The sequence below is a fragment of the Geobacillus sp. Manikaran-105 genome (assembly GCF_002809955.1).
GTDB lineage: Bacteria > Bacillota > Bacilli > Bacillales > Anoxybacillaceae > Geobacillus > Geobacillus thermophilus.
In genome coordinates this window covers 13,617-30,002 of sequence record NZ_PIJG01000037.1, presented here as the reverse complement: position 1 = coordinate 30,002, position 16,386 = coordinate 13,617, and the positions used below count along the sequence as shown (strand labels likewise).

15 protein-coding genes are annotated in these 16,386 nt (G+C 49.7%); 9 read left to right on the top strand and 6 right to left on the bottom strand.

Features of this window, described 5'->3' with window-relative positions; genetic code table 11:
* Window positions 1-175, top strand: a 175-nt coding sequence (locus CV945_RS11810; RefSeq protein ID WP_157807532.1) for a transposase, incomplete at its 5' end; no start/stop codon positions are given.
* 3 nt (window positions 176-178) lie between these two features.
* On the opposite strand, the gene CV945_RS17875 is transcribed toward CV945_RS11810, so the two are convergent.
* From CV945_RS17875 to CV945_RS11790, 4 genes are all read right to left on the bottom strand, one after another.
* Window positions 179-625: a DUF624 domain-containing protein gene (locus CV945_RS17875; protein WP_369827718.1), complete on the bottom strand. Its 447-nt coding sequence runs from the start codon at window positions 623-625 to the stop codon at window positions 179-181.
* Window positions 626-698: 73 nt separating this feature from the next.
* The gene (locus CV945_RS11800; protein WP_083509306.1) at window positions 699-1,592 is read right to left on the bottom strand and encodes a carbohydrate ABC transporter permease; all 894 of its coding nucleotides are present in this window, start codon (window positions 1,590-1,592) and stop codon (window positions 699-701) included.
* Window positions 1,555-2,466 carry a carbohydrate ABC transporter permease gene (locus tag CV945_RS11795; protein WP_232722120.1) on the bottom strand — a complete coding sequence of 304 codons (912 nt, stop codon included), beginning with the start codon at window positions 2,464-2,466 and terminating at the stop codon, window positions 1,555-1,557. Before CV945_RS11795 ends, CV945_RS11800 begins: the two co-directional genes overlap by 38 nt.
* Window positions 2,467-2,578: 112 nt before the next feature.
* Window positions 2,579-3,862 (bottom strand): ABC transporter substrate-binding protein, encoded by a 1,284-nt coding sequence (locus CV945_RS11790; protein ID WP_060788615.1) that lies wholly within the window; start codon window positions 3,860-3,862, stop codon window positions 2,579-2,581.
* Window positions 3,863-4,214: 352 nt separating this feature from the next.
* On the opposite strand from CV945_RS11790, the gene CV945_RS11785 reads away from it, so the two are divergent.
* The 8 genes from CV945_RS11785 (at window position 4,215) to CV945_RS11750 (ending at window position 11,322) form a co-directional block, all read left to right on the top strand.
* Window positions 4,215-5,162: an MTP-1 family protein gene (locus CV945_RS11785; protein WP_100659830.1), complete on the top strand. Its 948-nt coding sequence runs from the start codon at window positions 4,215-4,217 to the stop codon at window positions 5,160-5,162.
* Between the two features lie 2 nt (window positions 5,163-5,164).
* Entirely contained in the window at window positions 5,165-6,223 is a 1,059-nt protein-coding gene (locus tag CV945_RS11780) for a BtaManbiosPhlase (RefSeq protein WP_011232740.1), read from the top strand.
* Between the two features lie 281 nt (window positions 6,224-6,504).
* The gene (gene galU, locus CV945_RS11775; RefSeq protein WP_011232739.1) at window positions 6,505-7,392 is read left to right on the top strand and encodes a UTP--glucose-1-phosphate uridylyltransferase GalU; all 888 of its coding nucleotides are present in this window, start codon (window positions 6,505-6,507) and stop codon (window positions 7,390-7,392) included.
* 42 nt (window positions 7,393-7,434) lie between these two features.
* Window positions 7,435-8,748: an AAA family ATPase gene (locus CV945_RS11770; protein ID WP_011232738.1), complete on the top strand. Its 1,314-nt coding sequence runs from the start codon at window positions 7,435-7,437 to the stop codon at window positions 8,746-8,748.
* Window positions 8,749-8,750: 2 nt separating this feature from the next.
* Window positions 8,751-9,182 (top strand): hypothetical protein, encoded by a 432-nt coding sequence (locus CV945_RS11765; RefSeq protein ID WP_011232737.1) that lies wholly within the window; start codon window positions 8,751-8,753, stop codon window positions 9,180-9,182.
* Window positions 9,183-9,203: 21 nt separating this feature from the next.
* Complete coding sequence (locus CV945_RS11760) at window positions 9,204-9,581, top strand: DUF488 domain-containing protein (protein ID WP_011232736.1); 378 nt, start codon at window positions 9,204-9,206, stop codon at window positions 9,579-9,581.
* 3 nt (window positions 9,582-9,584) lie between these two features.
* Window positions 9,585-10,070 carry a macro domain-containing protein gene (locus CV945_RS11755; protein ID WP_023634280.1) on the top strand — a complete coding sequence of 162 codons (486 nt, stop codon included), beginning with the start codon at window positions 9,585-9,587 and terminating at the stop codon, window positions 10,068-10,070.
* Between the two features lie 280 nt (window positions 10,071-10,350).
* Window positions 10,351-11,322 carry an MTP-1 family protein gene (locus tag CV945_RS11750; RefSeq protein ID WP_011232734.1) on the top strand — a complete coding sequence of 324 codons (972 nt, stop codon included), beginning with the start codon at window positions 10,351-10,353 and terminating at the stop codon, window positions 11,320-11,322.
* A gap of 612 nt (window positions 11,323-11,934) precedes the next feature.
* On the opposite strand, the gene CV945_RS11745 is transcribed toward CV945_RS11750, so the two are convergent.
* Together CV945_RS11745 and CV945_RS11740 are read right to left on the bottom strand one after the other, a co-directional pair.
* A complete protein-coding gene (locus CV945_RS11745; protein ID WP_100659829.1) occupies window positions 11,935-14,694 on the bottom strand; it encodes a DEAD/DEAH box helicase in 2,760 nt (919 codons plus the stop codon).
* Complete coding sequence (locus CV945_RS11740) at window positions 14,691-16,337, bottom strand: SWIM zinc finger family protein (RefSeq protein ID WP_198518506.1); 1,647 nt, start codon at window positions 16,335-16,337, stop codon at window positions 14,691-14,693. Before CV945_RS11740 ends, CV945_RS11745 begins: the two co-directional genes overlap by 4 nt.
* Window positions 16,338-16,386 lie beyond the last annotated feature (49 nt).

The following is a 16,386-nucleotide window of genomic DNA, read 5'->3' as shown; positions in this document are numbered from 1 at the left end:
ATGGGAAGAATGGATCAGGAAAAAACGCAAAGTCATCGAGACGGTGTTTTCGATTCTCGTAGACCAATACCGGATCACCGACATTCGAGCGAATTCCATTGCCGGGTTTGAAGTGGCACTCGATGGCATCTTGTTGGCTTATTCCTTGGTCACACTAGGGCTGGTTGAGCGCTGACGCTCAACTAGCACCACGGGTAGGATATAAGTATATTCCTACACATACGTTTAACAATAATAAGATATATAAAAATGGTATGACATATAAACCGAGCGCATGTTGTTTCATAAATAAGATATCGACTGCCAAAATGATAGTAAGGATTGCTTGGAAGAGCCCCAGCATAGAACATTGGATAAAGTTGGTTTTGACTCCGTAAAAAAATGATTTTGTGAGTTCTACCTGCTTTTCCCTGATGATTTTTCCCATTACATGATACGAGGCTGTTAAAGCAGGTGGAATCGGAATAAAGGAAACCAATGTGAGTAACAACGTGATAGTGTTCGGGTGATTCCAAAACCAAAATAAAGATAATAAAAATGGGATGCAAAATAAAAAGAAATAACAATTACAGACAGTGAGCCAATAAATATGTAAAATCAGCCGATAAAACAAATTGTTTTGCATATCCATTGTTGACATGACCCTCTATTCCTCCTAATTAGTCGAGGCAGGGGGAATTCTGCTTTTCTTCCCCCATTTATCCTTTAATGCCGGTAATGGAAATGCCTTCGACAAAGTATTTCTGCAAGGAAAAGAATAAAACTAATGTTGGAAGCAACACAAGCAAGGAAGCTGCCATCAGAGGGCCCCACTCGACTTTTGTCATTCCATTAAACATGGCAAGTCCGAGTTGGAGAGTAAATTTATTCGAGTCGTTCAGGTACATTAAGGGTCCGAGCAAGTCATTCCATGAACCCTGGAACGAGAACAGAGCGATTGTTACTAAGGCAGGTTTTGATAAAGGTAAGAAAATCTTATAAAATATTTGCCATCGTGACGCGCCATCCATAAGTGCCGCTTCTTCTAACTCGCGCGGAATGGTGAGAAAAAACTGGCGCAACAAAAATACGAATACAGCTTGTCCCCCGAAGAAGGCAGGAACAATCAGCGGTTTGAAGGTGTTGATCCATCCTAATTTGCTGAACATGATGAATACAGGAATCATTGTGATTTCTCCCGGCAACATAATCGTTGATAATAAAATCATAAACCAAATATTTTTTCCGGGGAAGTCAAAACGGGCAAATCCATAAGCTACTAAAGCAGAAACAAACACCTCAGCAATCATACGAAAAAATGTAATAATGACAGTGTTCTTTAAGTATAAGAAAAATGGAATATCCGTAATGGCGCGTTGATAATTTTCCCAATGAAGAGAATCAGGAAACCACTGAGGAGGGATTTGGAAAATAACACTTCCAGATTTTAATGATGTTGAAATCATCCATAGTAAAGGCAACACTGTAGCTGTTGAAGAGACGATCAAGAACAGATAGACAAAAATGGTTTGGATGCGTTTCCGTTGAGTGATCGTCAATGATGGCATGGTTAACTCACCTACTTTTATTTTTTGTTTTTTTCTTTTTGCCATTCTCTAATTCCCCTGAATAGAAGACCCAGAGGGGAGAGGTTTTGAACACGAGTAAAGTCAACAATAAAATAATGATAAATAAAATCCAAGCCATCGCTGTGGCATATCCCATTTTGTAAAAATTAAAGGCGTTCTCATATAGATAAACCATGTAAAATTGTGCTTGATTACCTGCGCCTCCAATGATGTAGGCATCATTGAATTTACGAAATGCTCCGATGATGCCCATGACAAGATTATAAAAAATCACGGGGCTAAGCATCGGAAGGGTAATGTGACGAAATTTAGTCCACCAACCGGCTCCGTCAATTTCAGCCGATTCGTATAAACTTCGAGGAATATCTTGTAAGCCGGCAAGGTAAGTCAACATTCCACCCCCCGCTCCCCAAATGGCCATCATCACGTACGAAGGCAATACCCAAGCCGGGTCACCGAGCCAATTAGGCCCTGAAATCCCTATATAAGAAAGAAGAAAATTGATCAAACCGTAGTCGGGGTCTAAAATCCATCTCCACAGTAGGGCAATCGATACGCCCGAAACGACAGCTGGGAGATAAAGGGCAGTACGAAAAAGGTAGATTCCTTTCACTTTTACATTAACAATTACAGCAATTAAGAGAGAAGATACGATACCTAAAGGGATAGCGAATGCAGCATAGATAACGGTAACTTTTAAAGAATTTAAGAAATTTGGGTCTTTGAAAAGGGAAATATAGTTATCTAGACCAATAAATTTAGGTTCAGTAAACGAATTCCAATCAGTAAAACCGATATAGAAGGCGAATCCAATGGGGAAAATAGTAAAAATAAAAAATCCTAAGATCCATGGTAGGATAAATATATACCCTTCATATTTCTTAATGTTCTTTTTCACGAGTCCCACCTTCATATTGTTTAGGATAAAAACCATTCAATGAATCATCAAAAAATACAGAAATGAAGAGGCCGTCTTGAAGTCGCGAGGTAGACAGCCTCTTCTTTAATTTTCATTGACCTAAAATTTTGCGAAGAGCATTCCCAGCATCTTTTGCAGCCTGTTCAGGCGATTTTTTGCCTAAAAGGATTGGTTCATACAACTGTTGCCAAATCGCTGTATCCAATTCATTTTGTTTATCTTGGTTATTGAAGCCACGCGAAATGGTCGAGCTTTCTTTGATTACATCAATAGCATATGCTTTGTCAGGGCGAATTTTCGCTACATTTGTTAAATCTGATTTTGTTGGGGGAAGTATTTTCCACTCGTGAATCGCGTTCGTTAGATCGATCAGCGCTTCTGCTGCTACTTCTTTGTTTTTCGTTGTACTTGACATAACGGTGGCAGCGATCCAACTGAATGTCGCTTCTTTCGTTGCATGAGGTACTTTTGTCATACCGACTTTGAATGCGTCCCCGATTTGTTTTTCCAAATCGTCACCAGCCCCACCGAAGAACATAGCTACTTTTCCAGTTTTGAACATTTCAGGTCCACCGGTATTTTGGGCCTGTGTTTTAGACGGGGTTACTTTATCTTTGTTGATTAGTTGGTCAAACATTTTAATGCCTTCGATTGCTTCAGGCTCATCGATGCGCACTTTCCCATCTTTGTCGACAATTTCTCCACCATATGTCCAAATCCAGAGTGCGATTGGCGGCCATCCATCAACAACAGTTCCAAACTGGTCAACTTTCCCATCGTTATTTGTATCCTTTGTCAGCTTGATGGCTGCTTTTCTAAAATCCTCCCATGTCCAGTTCGGTTTCGGAAGTTCCACTCCATACTTTTCAAAGAGTGTTTGGTTATAATAGAGCATTACTGGTTGGTTAATCCAAGGAAGGCCATACAATTTTCCATCTACTTCCCCAATTTTCAATGGCCCTTCAAAGTAATCATCAAGGTTTACTTCTGGGTGATCCTTTACATATTCATCAATTGGTGAGATTACTCCTAACTTCGCGTACATAGGTATGTACTCCTGGGATAGCCAAAATAAATCAGGGGCTTGCTTAGCAGCAGCCATCGTTTGAATTTTCTTGTAATAATCAGCTGGAATGCTTTGGATTGTTAGATGATAGTCCTTTGCTTGTTGATTTAATTTGTCGACGATTGCTTGGAATTCTTTTAATTCCTGAGCACCTGCCCAGGTTCCAACCTTTAATTCTACTTTTTTGTTGCTAGACGAAGAGGAGCCCTCTTTCGCTGTGTTTGAACTGTCAGAGCATCCAATCATTCCAGTTAACATGAAAGCAACGGCGACTCCAGATATGACTTTTCGCCAAAAGTTTCTTTTCACATTGTTCTCCCCCTTTTTGTTAACTGTTTTGGTAGCGCTAACAATAGCAGTTAAAAAATAAAGTATTTTTTAACCTGATTATTACATTATTTTTCGATTTTGTCAATTAACAAAACTTAAATTACATAGTTTGGAGGGGTCGTTTTCATTTTTGCTTACAAGACATCGTTTTGCGTTATTTATTTGATACTGTAGGTATGAACCTAACATGGTGCGTGTAATATTGAGTAAAAATATCGAAAAGATATTGACTTGATAGTTTATCGTTTTGTAATGTGAAAATGCATATTGTTAATTACTATATTGTAACTTGATTATTCGTGTGATAAATGAGAGAGTTAGGGGGATATGGATGCTATTGAGGACGCCGACGATGAAAACATGCCAGACACTGCTTGAGGAATTTCAGCGTGCTCCTCAGCCGCTTCGGGTGGAGAAGCTCGTGTTTGCCGGCGTTGGGGGGCGGGATGTGTACAACATTTCCGCGCCGTTTGAAGACGATGGCGAGTGGGTCATTGCCGGACGGGTGGAGGCAAGAGACAGCGAGCAATCAGAAGTATACTTTTTCGTCGAGCGTGAAGGGACATGGGTGCCGCGGGAAGGGGCGCCGGTGTTTGCCTTGCAGGATCCGTTTGTTTCGCGGGTGCACGGGCATCTCGTGTTTGGCGGCGTGGAGACGTTTCCGCATCCCGTGCTTCACGGGAAGCTGTATTGGCGGACGGTGTTTTACCGCGGAAAAACGATCAATGAATTGGCGCATTTTTTCACCGGTCCCGACGGGATGAAAGACATTCGTCTTGTCGAGCTGCGGGATGGGTCGGTTGGGGTCTTCACCCGTCCGCAAGGGGAAAAAGGCGGACGCGGAAAAATCGGCTTCACCCGCATCGGTGCGCTCGATGAGTTGACGGTGGAGGCGATTGAGAATGCCCCATTGATTGACGGCCAATTTGCCGATGAAGAATGGGGAGGCGCCAACGAAGTGCATTTGCTTGGCAATGGGCTCGTCGGCGTCTTGGGCCATATCGCTTGTTTCGATCAGGAGCGGAACCGTCATTATTATCCGATGGTGTTTGCGTTCAATCCAGATACGGGGGAAGCGTCGGACATGGAGTTGATCGCCACAAGAGCCCATTTCCTCGATGGCCCGGCGAAGCGTCCGGATTTGGCGGATGTCGTGTTTAGCGGCGGACTGATTCGCAAAGGGGACGGCACGGCCGATTTTTACGCTGGAACAAGTGACGCAGAAGCGCAAAAACTAACAATCGTTGATCCATTTACGAAATACGAAAGGCAGGGGTGACGATGCACCTTTACCGCTACGAAGAAAACCCGCTGATTACACCGAACGATGTGCCGCCGCACCACGACGGGTTTGAAGTGATCGGGGCGTTTAACGCTGGGGTGGCGAAATTTCAAGGGGAAGTGTTGCTGCTTCTTCGGGTGGCGGAGCGGCCGATGTCGGATGACCCGAACATCGTGAAAGCACCGGTATGGAACCCAGAGACGGGGAAGGTCGATGTTTACGAATTTCGCAAAGACGATCCGCGCTATGATTTTTCCGATCCTCGGGTGATCAAAGAGGCGGGGGCGGAGCGGTTTTTGTATTTGACGTCGCTCTCCTATTTGCGCCTCGCCCGGAGTCAAGACGGGCGGCGGTTTACGATCGACGACCGCCCGTTCGTCTATCCATCGAATGAGCTCGAGACATTTGGTATTGAAGATCCGCGCATTACGTACATTGACGGCACGTATTACATTTATTTCAGCGCCGTCTCACCAAAAGGAGTCGGCGAGGCGATGGTGTCCACAACGGATTTCCGGACGGTGACGCACCACGGCATGATTTTCGCTCCGGAAAATAAAGATGTGCTCATTTTTCCGGAGAAGATCAACGGCAAATATTACGCTCTTCATCGCCCAGTGCCGCGAAGCAACGGCCGCCCCGAGGTGTGGATCGCGGAGTCGGAGAATCTGCTTCATTGGGGGAATCACCGCTTTTTGTTCGGTCTGCGCGAAGGAAAGTGGGACAGCGCCCGCATCGGCGGCGGGGCGGTGCCGATCAAAACGGAGCACGGCTGGCTCGAGTTGTACCACGGGGCGTCGGATGACCACCGCTATTGCATGGGGGCGGTGCTGCTCGATTTGAACGACCCGGCAAAAGTTATCGCCCGCTCGGAGCGGCCGCTTGTTGAGCCGGAAGCGGATTATGAGGTGAACGGCTTTTTCGGCCGCGTCGTGTTCTCATGCGGGGCGCTTGTTGACGGCGATGTTGTGAAAATGTATTACGGCGCCGCCGATACGTCGATGGCGTGCGTCGAGCTGAAGCTGGACGAGATTTTGGATTCGCTTGTGAAAGTATGAAAGCGAAGTTGCCCGCACGTTGCGGTGTAAGAACGGAAACGCCTGGATGGCCGGGCGTTTCTTTTTTGGTTTGCCGCGAACATACCGTGAGCGCAGGTGGGAGAGCGTTCAACGTTCATTGCGTCGTTTCGTTTGTTTTCCGTTCAACAGGATTTGGTATAATAAAAACAACGCCGATTCATCGGTCAGGTCGGCAGAGCGGTTTGCGGCTGGGCAATGAAAGACACTGGCCATGACTCGAAACAACAGATGATCATCGGATAGAGGAGGAACCATCGGAGATGAAAAAAGTACGCAAAGCGATCATTCCGGCGGCCGGGCTTGGGACGCGGTTTTTGCCGGCGACGAAGGCAATGCCGAAGGAGATGCTTCCGATCGTTGATAAGCCGACGATTCAATATATTGTCGAAGAAGCCATCGCCTCAGGCATTGAGGACATTATTATCGTCACCGGGAAAGGGAAGCGGGCGATTGAGGATCATTTTGACTACGCGTTTGAGCTGGAACAGATGCTCAAGCAAAAAGGGAAGCTGGATCTGCTTGAGAAAGTGAAAGAGCCGTCGAAGGTGGACATCCACTACATTCGCCAAAAAGAGCCGAAAGGGCTCGGGCATGCGGTTTGGTGCGCGCGCAATTTCATTGGAGACGAGCCGTTTGCGGTGTTGTTGGGCGATGATATCGTCCAGGCGGAAAAGCCTTGTTTAAAACAGCTCATTGAGCAGTATGAACAAACGTTCAGCTCGGTGATTGGTGTCAAGCGCGTGCCGGAGGAAGAAACGCATCGCTACGGGATCATCGACCCGCTCGAGCAGCAAGGCCGGCGCTACCAAGTGCGCCGCTTCGTGGAAAAACCAGCTCCGGGCACAGCGCCGTCGAACTTGGCGATCGTCGGCCGCTACGTGTTGACGCCGGAAATTTTCTTGTTTTTAGAGAAACAGGAAGCCGGCGCAGGCGGGGAGATTCAGCTCACCGATGCGATCGGGCGGTTGAATGAAATTCAGCGCGTGTTTGCCTATGAATTTGAAGGAAAGCGGTACGATGTCGGCGAAAAGCTCGGCTTTATCGAAACGACGATTGAGTTTGCCTTGCAAAACGAGGAGCTGCGGGATGACTTGCTTTCGTTTTTGGAGCGGGTGGTGGCAGAGGCGAAGGGATCGAAGAACAACTAATCAAATTTTTCAGAAGATGAAGACAAAAAAGGAGGGTAGGATGTGGCGCGCATACGGATTGAACATTTTGGTCCTGTGAAGCTGTTTGATGAGGAGATCACGGATGTTACCGTTTTGATTGGCCCCCAAGCGAGCGGAAAAAGTACGATCAGCAAATTGATTTTTTTCTTTCAATCGATTCCTGATGAATGGGTAAACTATTTGCTTTCAGTACGTCAAACGGAAGAAAACAACCCATTTTTTGAGTTCAATAAACGTCTTCGGAGAAAATTTGTTGGGTACTTTGGCACAACCAAACATATGAAACCGTTTCATATTCGTTATGAGTATGATGTTGAAAAGTTTGTCCGTCTTGATTTAAAGGACGGTTATGTACAAATCCATTTCAGCGATCCGCTAAAACGGGAGATTCAGGAAAATTTTAAACATGTTGTGCAGATGAAAAAGGAAATGCAATATGAAGAACAACAGTTGGATGATTTTTGGAATGTCTCCTCGTGGAAAGTGCGTCAACAAAATGTGTTAGAAAAGGTCAAAGCAGCGATCACTGAGGTATTCGGCGATTCCAAAACACCCATTTTTATCCCTGCAGGGAGGAGTTTAGTTGCCACATTGTCGGATCAGCTTCAGGATATTAACCCGCAGCAACTCGATGTGTTGACAGAACAGTTTATCGAGCGAATTAATCTACTAAAGAAGATGTTTTCGCATTCGTTTGAGGAAATCATCGAAGATCGAAAAAAATTCTCGACAGAAAAAATTGACTTTGAGGCAATCCGACTGGCCATCAAGATGATCGAAGGCGTGATGAAAGGGAAATACATGTTCTCTGATTATGGGGAAAGGATTTTTTTTAATGAAAGAGAGTATACAAAACTGAAATTTTCATCTTCTGGACAACAGGAAGTCGTTTGGATTTTGCTGCTGATATTTACAATCATTCTGGAACGGCAGCGAGTGTTTATGGTGATTGAAGAACCCGAGGCACACTTATATCCGAACGCACAAAAAGAAATGGTTGCCTTATTTGCGTTGTTGCTGAATGTGACGAATAGTACGCTCGTGATTACGACTCATAGCCCGTACATTTTGTCTGCTTTTAATATTTATTTGTACGCTGCCAAAATCGGAAACAAACTGGATCAACGTGTGCATCCAATTGTGGACCGAAAGCTGCGCCTTTCTCCAGAGCGGTTAAAGGCCTACATGCTAGAGAGTGAAGGAGGGAAATTCCATTATCGAAGCATTATTGATAATGAATTACAGTTCATACAGGCCGAAGCGATCGATGAAGCATCATCTGCGATCAACCGCGTACTTGATGAACTCATGGAGGCAGAGGAAGCGGGGGAGTAAACATGGCGGTTGTAGGTTGGGAAAGTTGTTTACACTATTGCGACCGTCGAAAACTAGCAGTTGTTGAGGAAAACGGGAGAGGGGTTCGTTTTGTCAATGAGAGGGAAAAGAGGGTGGCCCTGTACCGTGTAGACGGTTGTTTGATTAAAGAGGGGGTAAAATGCGACTTTTTATTTTTAGTGATCGAAGGAGATCGGGCATTTTTCATCGAACTAAAAGGGTCTGACCTTAAGCAAGCTGTACACCAGATCGCCCGAACAATCGAACAGTTAGGGAAATGGCTGCCTGGATATCGATTCGAAGGGAGAATCGTGACTACCCGTGTGAGAACGCCTGCTTTGAAATCGACTTATTTGATGAAGCTGGAAAAAATGTTGAGGAGAACGGGTGGGACATTAGTGGTAAAAGCCAAGTGGGACGAGGTAAACGTATAGGGCAGGAAAGAGGCGACCGGTATGGGTTATTACAGGCTAAAACGGAGTCATACCCCAATCGGACAGGATGACGGCATCCGCATTCTCGTCGACCGCCTTTGGCCGCGCGGGGTGTCAAAGGCCGAGTCGCGCATCGACCGCTGGATGAAAGAGATTGCCCCGAGTCCAGCGCTGCGGCAATGGTTTGGCCATCGGCCAGAGCGGTTTGCCGAGTTTGCGCGGGCATATGAGCGGGAGTTGGAAACAGAGGAAACGAAGCAGGAGCTTGTGGATGAGCTGTTGTTGCTTTCCGGAGTGGTGACGCTGTTGTATGCAGCAAAAAATGAACGACATAACCATGCCGTTGTCCTTTGTGATTTTTTGCGCAAAATAGCCGAGAGGCGAAGCCAGGAGGGATGAACGGTGATTTCTGCGATGGTCGGCGATTTGACGAAGGTTGAAGGGGTCGAGTACATTTGCAATGCCGCCAACGGCATCGGACCGATGGGCGGCGGGGTGGCAGCGGCGATCCGTCGGGCAGGCGGGCGCGTGATTGAAGAGGAAGCGATCCGCGTCTGTCAAGCGCAAGATCCACAGCCAGGCGATTTGTACGTGACAGGGGCAGGCTCGTTGCCGTTTCGGGGTGTGATTCATCTTGTGACGATGAAGCAGCCGGCTGGAGCAACGTCGTATGAGATCGTCCGGTCGTGTCTTGAGCGGCTTGTCGCGCACTGTCGGGAGCACGGGATCAAGAAGGTGGCGCTGCCGGCCTTGGGAACCGGAGTCGGCCGGCTTGACAAAGCGAGAGTGGCTAGGTTATTTCGCGAGGTGCTCGCGCCGGTTGAGGATGTGGAATTTGTGGTCGTTGATATCGACGAGTCATTTATCCAAATGGTTGATTCATATTAAATAAAAATTAAGAAAAAAAGGGCCTTGACAGACGCTTGGCCCTTCTTTTTTTGGCAAAGAATAACGTGTTTCACAATCCTTCATATCATATTATAATATAACACACAAACCAGTTTCATTGACTTCCTTGCCTAGCCTAGGAGGTGGCGCAGCCATCCATGTCCGATTGATTGGACTGGCATGAAAGGAAGTTGGAGAGCGTTTCCTGTTCGAACCTGTTCAGGGAAAATGGCCAAAAGCGATGCATACGGCGTTTTTGGCAACGCCTGGAGGGATGATCATGTTATTCCAATCGCCAACATTGAAGACATGTCAAGTATTAGTCGATGAATTCCGCCTGGCCCCACAGCCGTTTGAGCCGGAAAAACTCCGCTTTGCGGGTGTTGGGGACCGAGACGTTTATAATATTTCCGCACCGTTTGTGGATGAAGGAGAATGGGTGATCGCTGGGCGCGTCGAGGCGCGCGACAGCGAGCAGTCGGAAGTGTACTTTTTCGTCGAGCGTGACGGCGTTTGGGTCCCTCGTGAAGGGGCGCCGGTGTTCGCCTTGCAAGACCCGTTCGTGTCGCGCATTCACGGTCAGCTTGTGTTTGGCGGCGTGGAGACGTTTCCGCATCCGGTGTTTGTTGGCGAGCATAGCTGGCGGACGGTCTTTTACCGTGGACCGAACATTCGCCGCTTAGAAAAGTTCGCCGAAGGGCCGGATGGGATGAAAGACATTCGCCTCGTCGAGTTGAAAGATGGCTCGATCGGCGTGTTTACCCGACCGCAAGGGGAAAAAGGCGGCCGCGGGAAAATCGGTTTCACCCGCATTTTCTCGCTCGATGAGTTGACGCCGGACGTGATCGAGGCAGCGCCGATTCTTGATGCCCAATTTACGGATGAAGAATGGGGCGGCGTGAACGAGGCGCATTTGCTTGCAAACGGGCTTGTTGGGGCGCTCGGCCATATCGCTTGCTTTGACGAGCAAGGCAACCGCCATTACTACCCGATGGTGTTCGTGTTGAACCCCGAGACGATGGAGCGTTCGGAGCTGGAATTGCTTGCGCTTCGCTCCCACTTTTTAGACGGGCCGGCGAAACGGCCGGATTTGGCGAACGTTGTCTTCAGCGGCGGGCTCATCCGCAAAGGCGACGGCACCGCCGAGCTGTACGCCGGCGTCGGCGATGCGGAAGCGCAAAAAATTTCGCTCATCGACCCGTTTGCGAAATACGAAGCGCAAGAGCTCGATCGGATGTATGCTTCCGTTTAGCGAAAGGATCGGTGCGACAGACCTTCTCTTGATGAGGAAGGTTGGCGGCCGGTCCTTTTTTGCATTTGGCCGGTTTCTTGCCTTGTGCGAAGGACTTCGGTTTGACATAAACGTGACTTGTTCGGTGACGGTGTATGTGCTCAATGAGGAACGGCTATATGAGCAGGCGGATGTTCAACCTTGTTTGTTTGCATTATCGTGATGAAAGAGGAAATGTTGCTTCCTCACAGCGTTTCTTCAGTTCAAAACTTTGCAACACCGTCGCGTGACCCCTTTCGGCTTCTCCCAAATCGAACAAATCCGTCGTTTTTCAACGGTCTTCGAAAGGACTGCTTAAAAGCGAACAGCGTGGGATTCTTCCCACGCTGTTTCCGTGAAAATGCACGCGTCTTGATGGGGCATTTTCATGCCCAGGTGAAGGGCAAAGGTTGCTCATGGATCTTTTCTGTGTCCAACGGGATGGGGCGACGTTCATCGCCCGCGTGATGCTCCTTTACGGTTGTTTTTGCCGCTTTTCCCGCTCTTTCACTTTCTCCTCCATTCGCTTCAGCAGCTTTTCCCACGGGTTTTCCGCCGTTTTTTTCTTGCGCTTTGGCTTTTCTCCCGCCATGCTTAAGCGCCTCCTTTCGCCGCGGCCGATAAGGCGAGCAAGTCTCGCAGTTCGTCATCGGACAGTTCGGTGATCCACGCCTCGCCTTCGGTGATCACATCAGCGAGCGCTTGCTTTTGTTCGAGCATCTCGTCAATTTTTTCTTCAATCGTCCCGGTTGTGATCAGCTTATGGACGTGGACGAATTTCGTTTGCCCGATGCGGTAGGCGCGGTCGGTCGCCTGGTTCTCGACGGCCGGGTTCCACCAGCGGTCGAAATGGATGACGTGGTTGGCCGCTGTTAAGTTGAGCCCGGTGCCGCCGGCTTTGAGCGATAAAAGGAAAATCGGCGCTTTTTTCGCTTGGAACTCATCCACCATCCGGTCGCGCGTTTGTTTTGGGACGCCTCCGTGCAAAAACAACACCCGCTCATCAAACAAGTCGGAAAGCAGTTCTTGGATCATCTCGCCCATTCGCACATATTGCGTGAAGATGAGGCACGATTCGTCGTTGGCGCGAATTTGCTCGATCAGTTCGATGAGCTTTTCGAGTTTGTGCGACCGTTCGACGAGCTGGCGGGGTCGGCGTTCTTTCAAATACAGCGCCGGATGGTCGCAAATTTGCTTCACACCGTTTAGCATTTGCAAAATCAAGCCGCGCCGCGCAAACGGACTGGCTTCCTTTGCCCGTTCGAGTGTGTCGTTGACGAGCTGCTCGTACAAGGCAGCCTGTTCGGCCGTGAGCGGGCAATATTCTTTTTGTTCGAGCTTATCCGGCAAGTTGAGCGCAACCGCTTCATCCGTTTTCGTCCGCCGCAAGAGAAATGGACGGATGAGCGTTTGCAGCGCCGCTTTTTTGCGGGCATCGCCTTCTTTTTCGATCGGTCCGGCAAATCGGCGTTCAAACTCGGCCGCACTGCCGAGGTAGCCCGGGTTGAGGAAGTGGAAGATGCTCCAAAGTTCGCCGAGACGGTTTTCAACCGGCGTGCCGGATAAGGCGATTTTATGTTTTCCGCTCAAGCGGCGGATGGCGCGCGCTTGTTTTGTTTGCGCGTTTTTAATGTTTTGCGCTTCATCCAAGCAAATGACGTGCCAGTGCATCTGTTTTAAATCGTCATGGTCTAAATGGGCAAGGTTGTAAGACGTAATGACGAGATCGGCCTCGCCTGCCGTTTGCACGAACGCATCGTTTTTCGCCCGGTTCGGTCCATGGTGCACGTAGACGCGCAAGTCTGGGGTGAAGCGGGCGCATTCCTTTTGCCAGTTGCCGATCACGCTTGTCGGGCAGATGAGCAACGCCGGCGTGTCCGGGCGTTCGATTTCTTTGACGTGCGCCAAATAAGCAAGCAGCTGCACCGTTTTGCCTAGCCCCATGTCATCGGCCAAGCAGGCGCCAAAGCCGAATCGGCGCAAAAAGACGAGCCAGTCGACGCCGCGCTGCTGGTACGGGCGGAGCGTGCCGCGAAACGACGGCGGCACATTCGCTTTCGGCAATCCATCCAGCTGCTGGAGCTGGCGGATGAACGCGCGGAACTGATCATGGACGTCAATGTGGATCGGGATCGATTCGTCCGTTGCCTCTTCGCGCTCCTCTGCTTCTGAAAGCAGCGTTTGCGCCACGATATCGTGGATCGGCACGCCTTCTTTTTTCGCCTTTTCCATGAGCGCCTGGGCGCGGCGGACAAGGGCGGGGTCAAGGATGAGCCATTGGCCGCGCAGGCGAATGAGGCGCCGCTTTTGTTCCGCCAAAGCGGCAAACTCCTCTTCCGTCAGCTCAATCCCGTTGGTCGCGACGCGCCAATCGAAATCAGCGAGCCGCTCAAGGCCGAACAGTGATTCGGCGTTGACGGAAGGCGACAGTTTCGCTTTGATCGACAGCTGCGCCTGGCGGATGTCGTGCCACCAGTCGGGAAGCAAGAGGCGTACGCCCGCTTCGGTGAGCTTTAAGCTGTCTTCGGACAAAAAACGCCACGCTTCTTCATTAGACAGTTCCGTCCGCAGACCCTCCCCGGCGTCAAGCCACGGCACGATCGCGCAAATGCGGCGAATGGCGCGCTGGATCGATGATTCATATGGGCGCCAGGCGCGCGGAATATCACGGGCAGAGGCGATGACGCTGTCGTCGATGGCGATGAACACCGCTTCCAGCGTCCATGCGTCGCCGTCCTCAGGCGGCTCGACGAGGCGAAGCCCGACCGTAAACGGCGGCCGGTCGCCGAGCCAGCCGATTTGTTCCAGCCAATCGTCTTCCGTTCCGGTCCATTGGCCGCTGGGGGAGGCGATCAATGGATAAGTGCGAACGATTTCGCCCCAAATGCCGCGAAGTTCCGGGTCGCGTGAGAGCCAGTCGGCGACCGCAAGCGACCGCCATGTAGCGACGAACGGATCGGGATCGTCATCCGCGCCGCGCCAGCGGGTGCGTCCTGCTTCGCTCCATGCGCCGCCTGTGCTTTTCCACAAGGAAGCATCTGGAAGGAAGCGGCGTTCCCCCAACCCATTCCAAATGTGTCTCGCCCACTCTTCCAATCGGGCGGTGAATTCATCCGCCCATTCGATGACGGAAAAGCGCGAGTGCGGACGCAACGCGAACAGAGTGAGCGCTTGCCACGGCGACAGCCGCACGATGTCGTCTTCGATATCAATCATGGTCCCGTAAAAGGTTTCTTCGTGCCAAGCCAATAAAGGCGAAACCCATGATGAGGGATGGGTGGAACCAGAGAGCTCGAAACATCGAATCTCTTCATTCCATCTGCAGGAAATCTGAATCGTCTCCAATGCCTTCATGGAAGCAGTTTTCCTTTCTTTAATTCTTCATGAAACGCGCGCAGGCGCGCCGTTTTGGCGAGCAGCTGTTCAAGATACGCTTCCCATTGATCGAATCGCTTCATCGAGCGGTAATGAGCCCGCATCGTTTTCAAGTGGCGGACCGCCCTTTGGTAGCTTGACCGGTTTTTCTCGTTGAGCAGCTTGATCACGGTCCGATGATATAACGGCATGACAAGATCCGTCCCGCGCGCTTGCAATGTTTTGAGCAGCTGCGGATGCAGCTCATCAGCGGTGATGTTCGCCCATAAGAATAGGTCCACGACTTCCCGGTAGCGTCCTTGCCGATACAAAAAGTTGGTGTACTCGTTGACGCTGTACGGAAGGCTTCGCTGCAAAAAATCTTCCCATGCATCCGGTCGGTTTCGTTGGCGGGCATACATTTCAAACAAATGAACCGCTTCGTCCAAAAAACTTCCCCGGGCGAGGTCGGACATGTGGGAAAGATAAAGCGGCCAATCGTCCTTCGCTTTTTCCCAAACGGATTCAAACCGCTTGACGAGGCCGTTGGTGATGAATCGCCCCATCCATTCCACCAAAAACAAGCCTGCCTGATGGGGAAACGCGCGGTAAAGCGCGATCGCTTCGTCGTCTTCGCCAAGCAAAAAGGAAAGATGAGCCGCCGCCATAGCGGCGCGGATGTCGTCTCGGTCTTTGGCGAGCCGAAGGAGTTCGGCTCGTTCCTCTTGCCGCCATGTGGGCTTGGTGAACAGCGATTCCCACGCGGTTGTGTAAAAGTCATAGCCGAATGATGACAGCCCTCCGTCCAAAAACAGTACATCACGAACATACGGAATCGTCTGTTCAATCAACGCGTTGAGCGACCGCGGCAGCGATTGAGTAGACAATTTTTCCAAGGCGTCAAAGGCGCGTTCGGCGACATAGTTGACGTCCTGCTGCCAGGAAAACTGTCCGTAAGAGGCGAATACGACGTCGTTCCACCCTTGCGCCTCCCCGTACTGCCGAAGCTTTTCCAACAAAAAGAGAGCGGCATGAAGCTCCCGCAACGGACGGGCGCCAGCTTGCCTCCCTTCGTTTTTGCCAAGTTTCGGGAGCAGCTGGAAGGCCAAACGGTACGGCCAGTTTTGGCCGTTTTGATGGCGCGAGAAAAAGTCTTGATACTGTTTCTCAAATTGGTCCCGCCAATCTTCGACGGTTTCATTTTGAGTGATGGAAAGGGCGGTCGGTTTCCCCACCCTTTTTTGAGCGAGCGGCTCCCGTTCATGGGGAGCGGTTGTCTCTTTCCACAACGCTTCGATTTGCCCTTTTTTCCAAAGGCGAAACAGCTCACCGCTGTCGAACACATTGCCGTATACGTAAAAAAACAGCGCCAAAATATGCGGACATAGCCCGTCCGTCCCGCATGGGCAGCGATGGCGGCGGGTGATGTTGGCCAAATCAAGCATGACATCATGGGGGGTGATGTCGGAAACGACCCCTTCCACTTCGTGGCTGTTGATCACCATGACGTTATAGACCAACCCGTTTCTTGATAAGTCGCGCCCTTTTTGAATGAGATTGTGGAAAATAGGAAACGGCAATTCTTTCACCAATTCTTCTGCCGCTTGCCGCAAAAGCGGTTTGGAGATCGTGGTCTGCAACATGTCGGTCCGTCCTTTCCGATCCATTCCTTATCATCCTATTATAGCATGT

What these genes read in the sequence shown, in the direction of transcription:
- CV945_RS17875 (WP_369827718.1), bottom strand. Translation starts at nt 625, where the DNA reads ATGCAAAACAATTTGTTTTATCGGCTGATTTTACATATTTATTGGCTC.
- CV945_RS11800 (WP_083509306.1), bottom strand. Translation starts at nt 1,592, where the DNA reads ATGGCAAAAAGAAAAAAACAAAAAATAAAAGTAGGTGAGTTAACCATG.
- CV945_RS11785 (WP_100659830.1), top strand. Translation starts at nt 4,215, where the DNA reads ATGCTATTGAGGACGCCGACGATGAAAACATGCCAGACACTGCTTGAG.
- CV945_RS11780 (WP_011232740.1), top strand. Translation starts at nt 5,165, where the DNA reads ATGCACCTTTACCGCTACGAAGAAAACCCGCTGATTACACCGAACGAT.
- galU (WP_011232739.1), top strand. Translation starts at nt 6,505, where the DNA reads ATGAAAAAAGTACGCAAAGCGATCATTCCGGCGGCCGGGCTTGGGACG.
- CV945_RS11765 (WP_011232737.1), top strand. Translation starts at nt 8,751, where the DNA reads ATGGCGGTTGTAGGTTGGGAAAGTTGTTTACACTATTGCGACCGTCGA.
- CV945_RS11760 (WP_011232736.1), top strand. Translation starts at nt 9,204, where the DNA reads ATGGGTTATTACAGGCTAAAACGGAGTCATACCCCAATCGGACAGGAT.
- CV945_RS11750 (WP_011232734.1), top strand. Translation starts at nt 10,351, where the DNA reads ATGTTATTCCAATCGCCAACATTGAAGACATGTCAAGTATTAGTCGAT.
- CV945_RS11745 (WP_100659829.1), bottom strand. Translation starts at nt 14,694, where the DNA reads ATGAAGGCATTGGAGACGATTCAGATTTCCTGCAGATGGAATGAAGAG.
- CV945_RS11740 (WP_198518506.1), bottom strand. Translation starts at nt 16,337, where the DNA reads ATGTTGCAGACCACGATCTCCAAACCGCTTTTGCGGCAAGCGGCAGAA.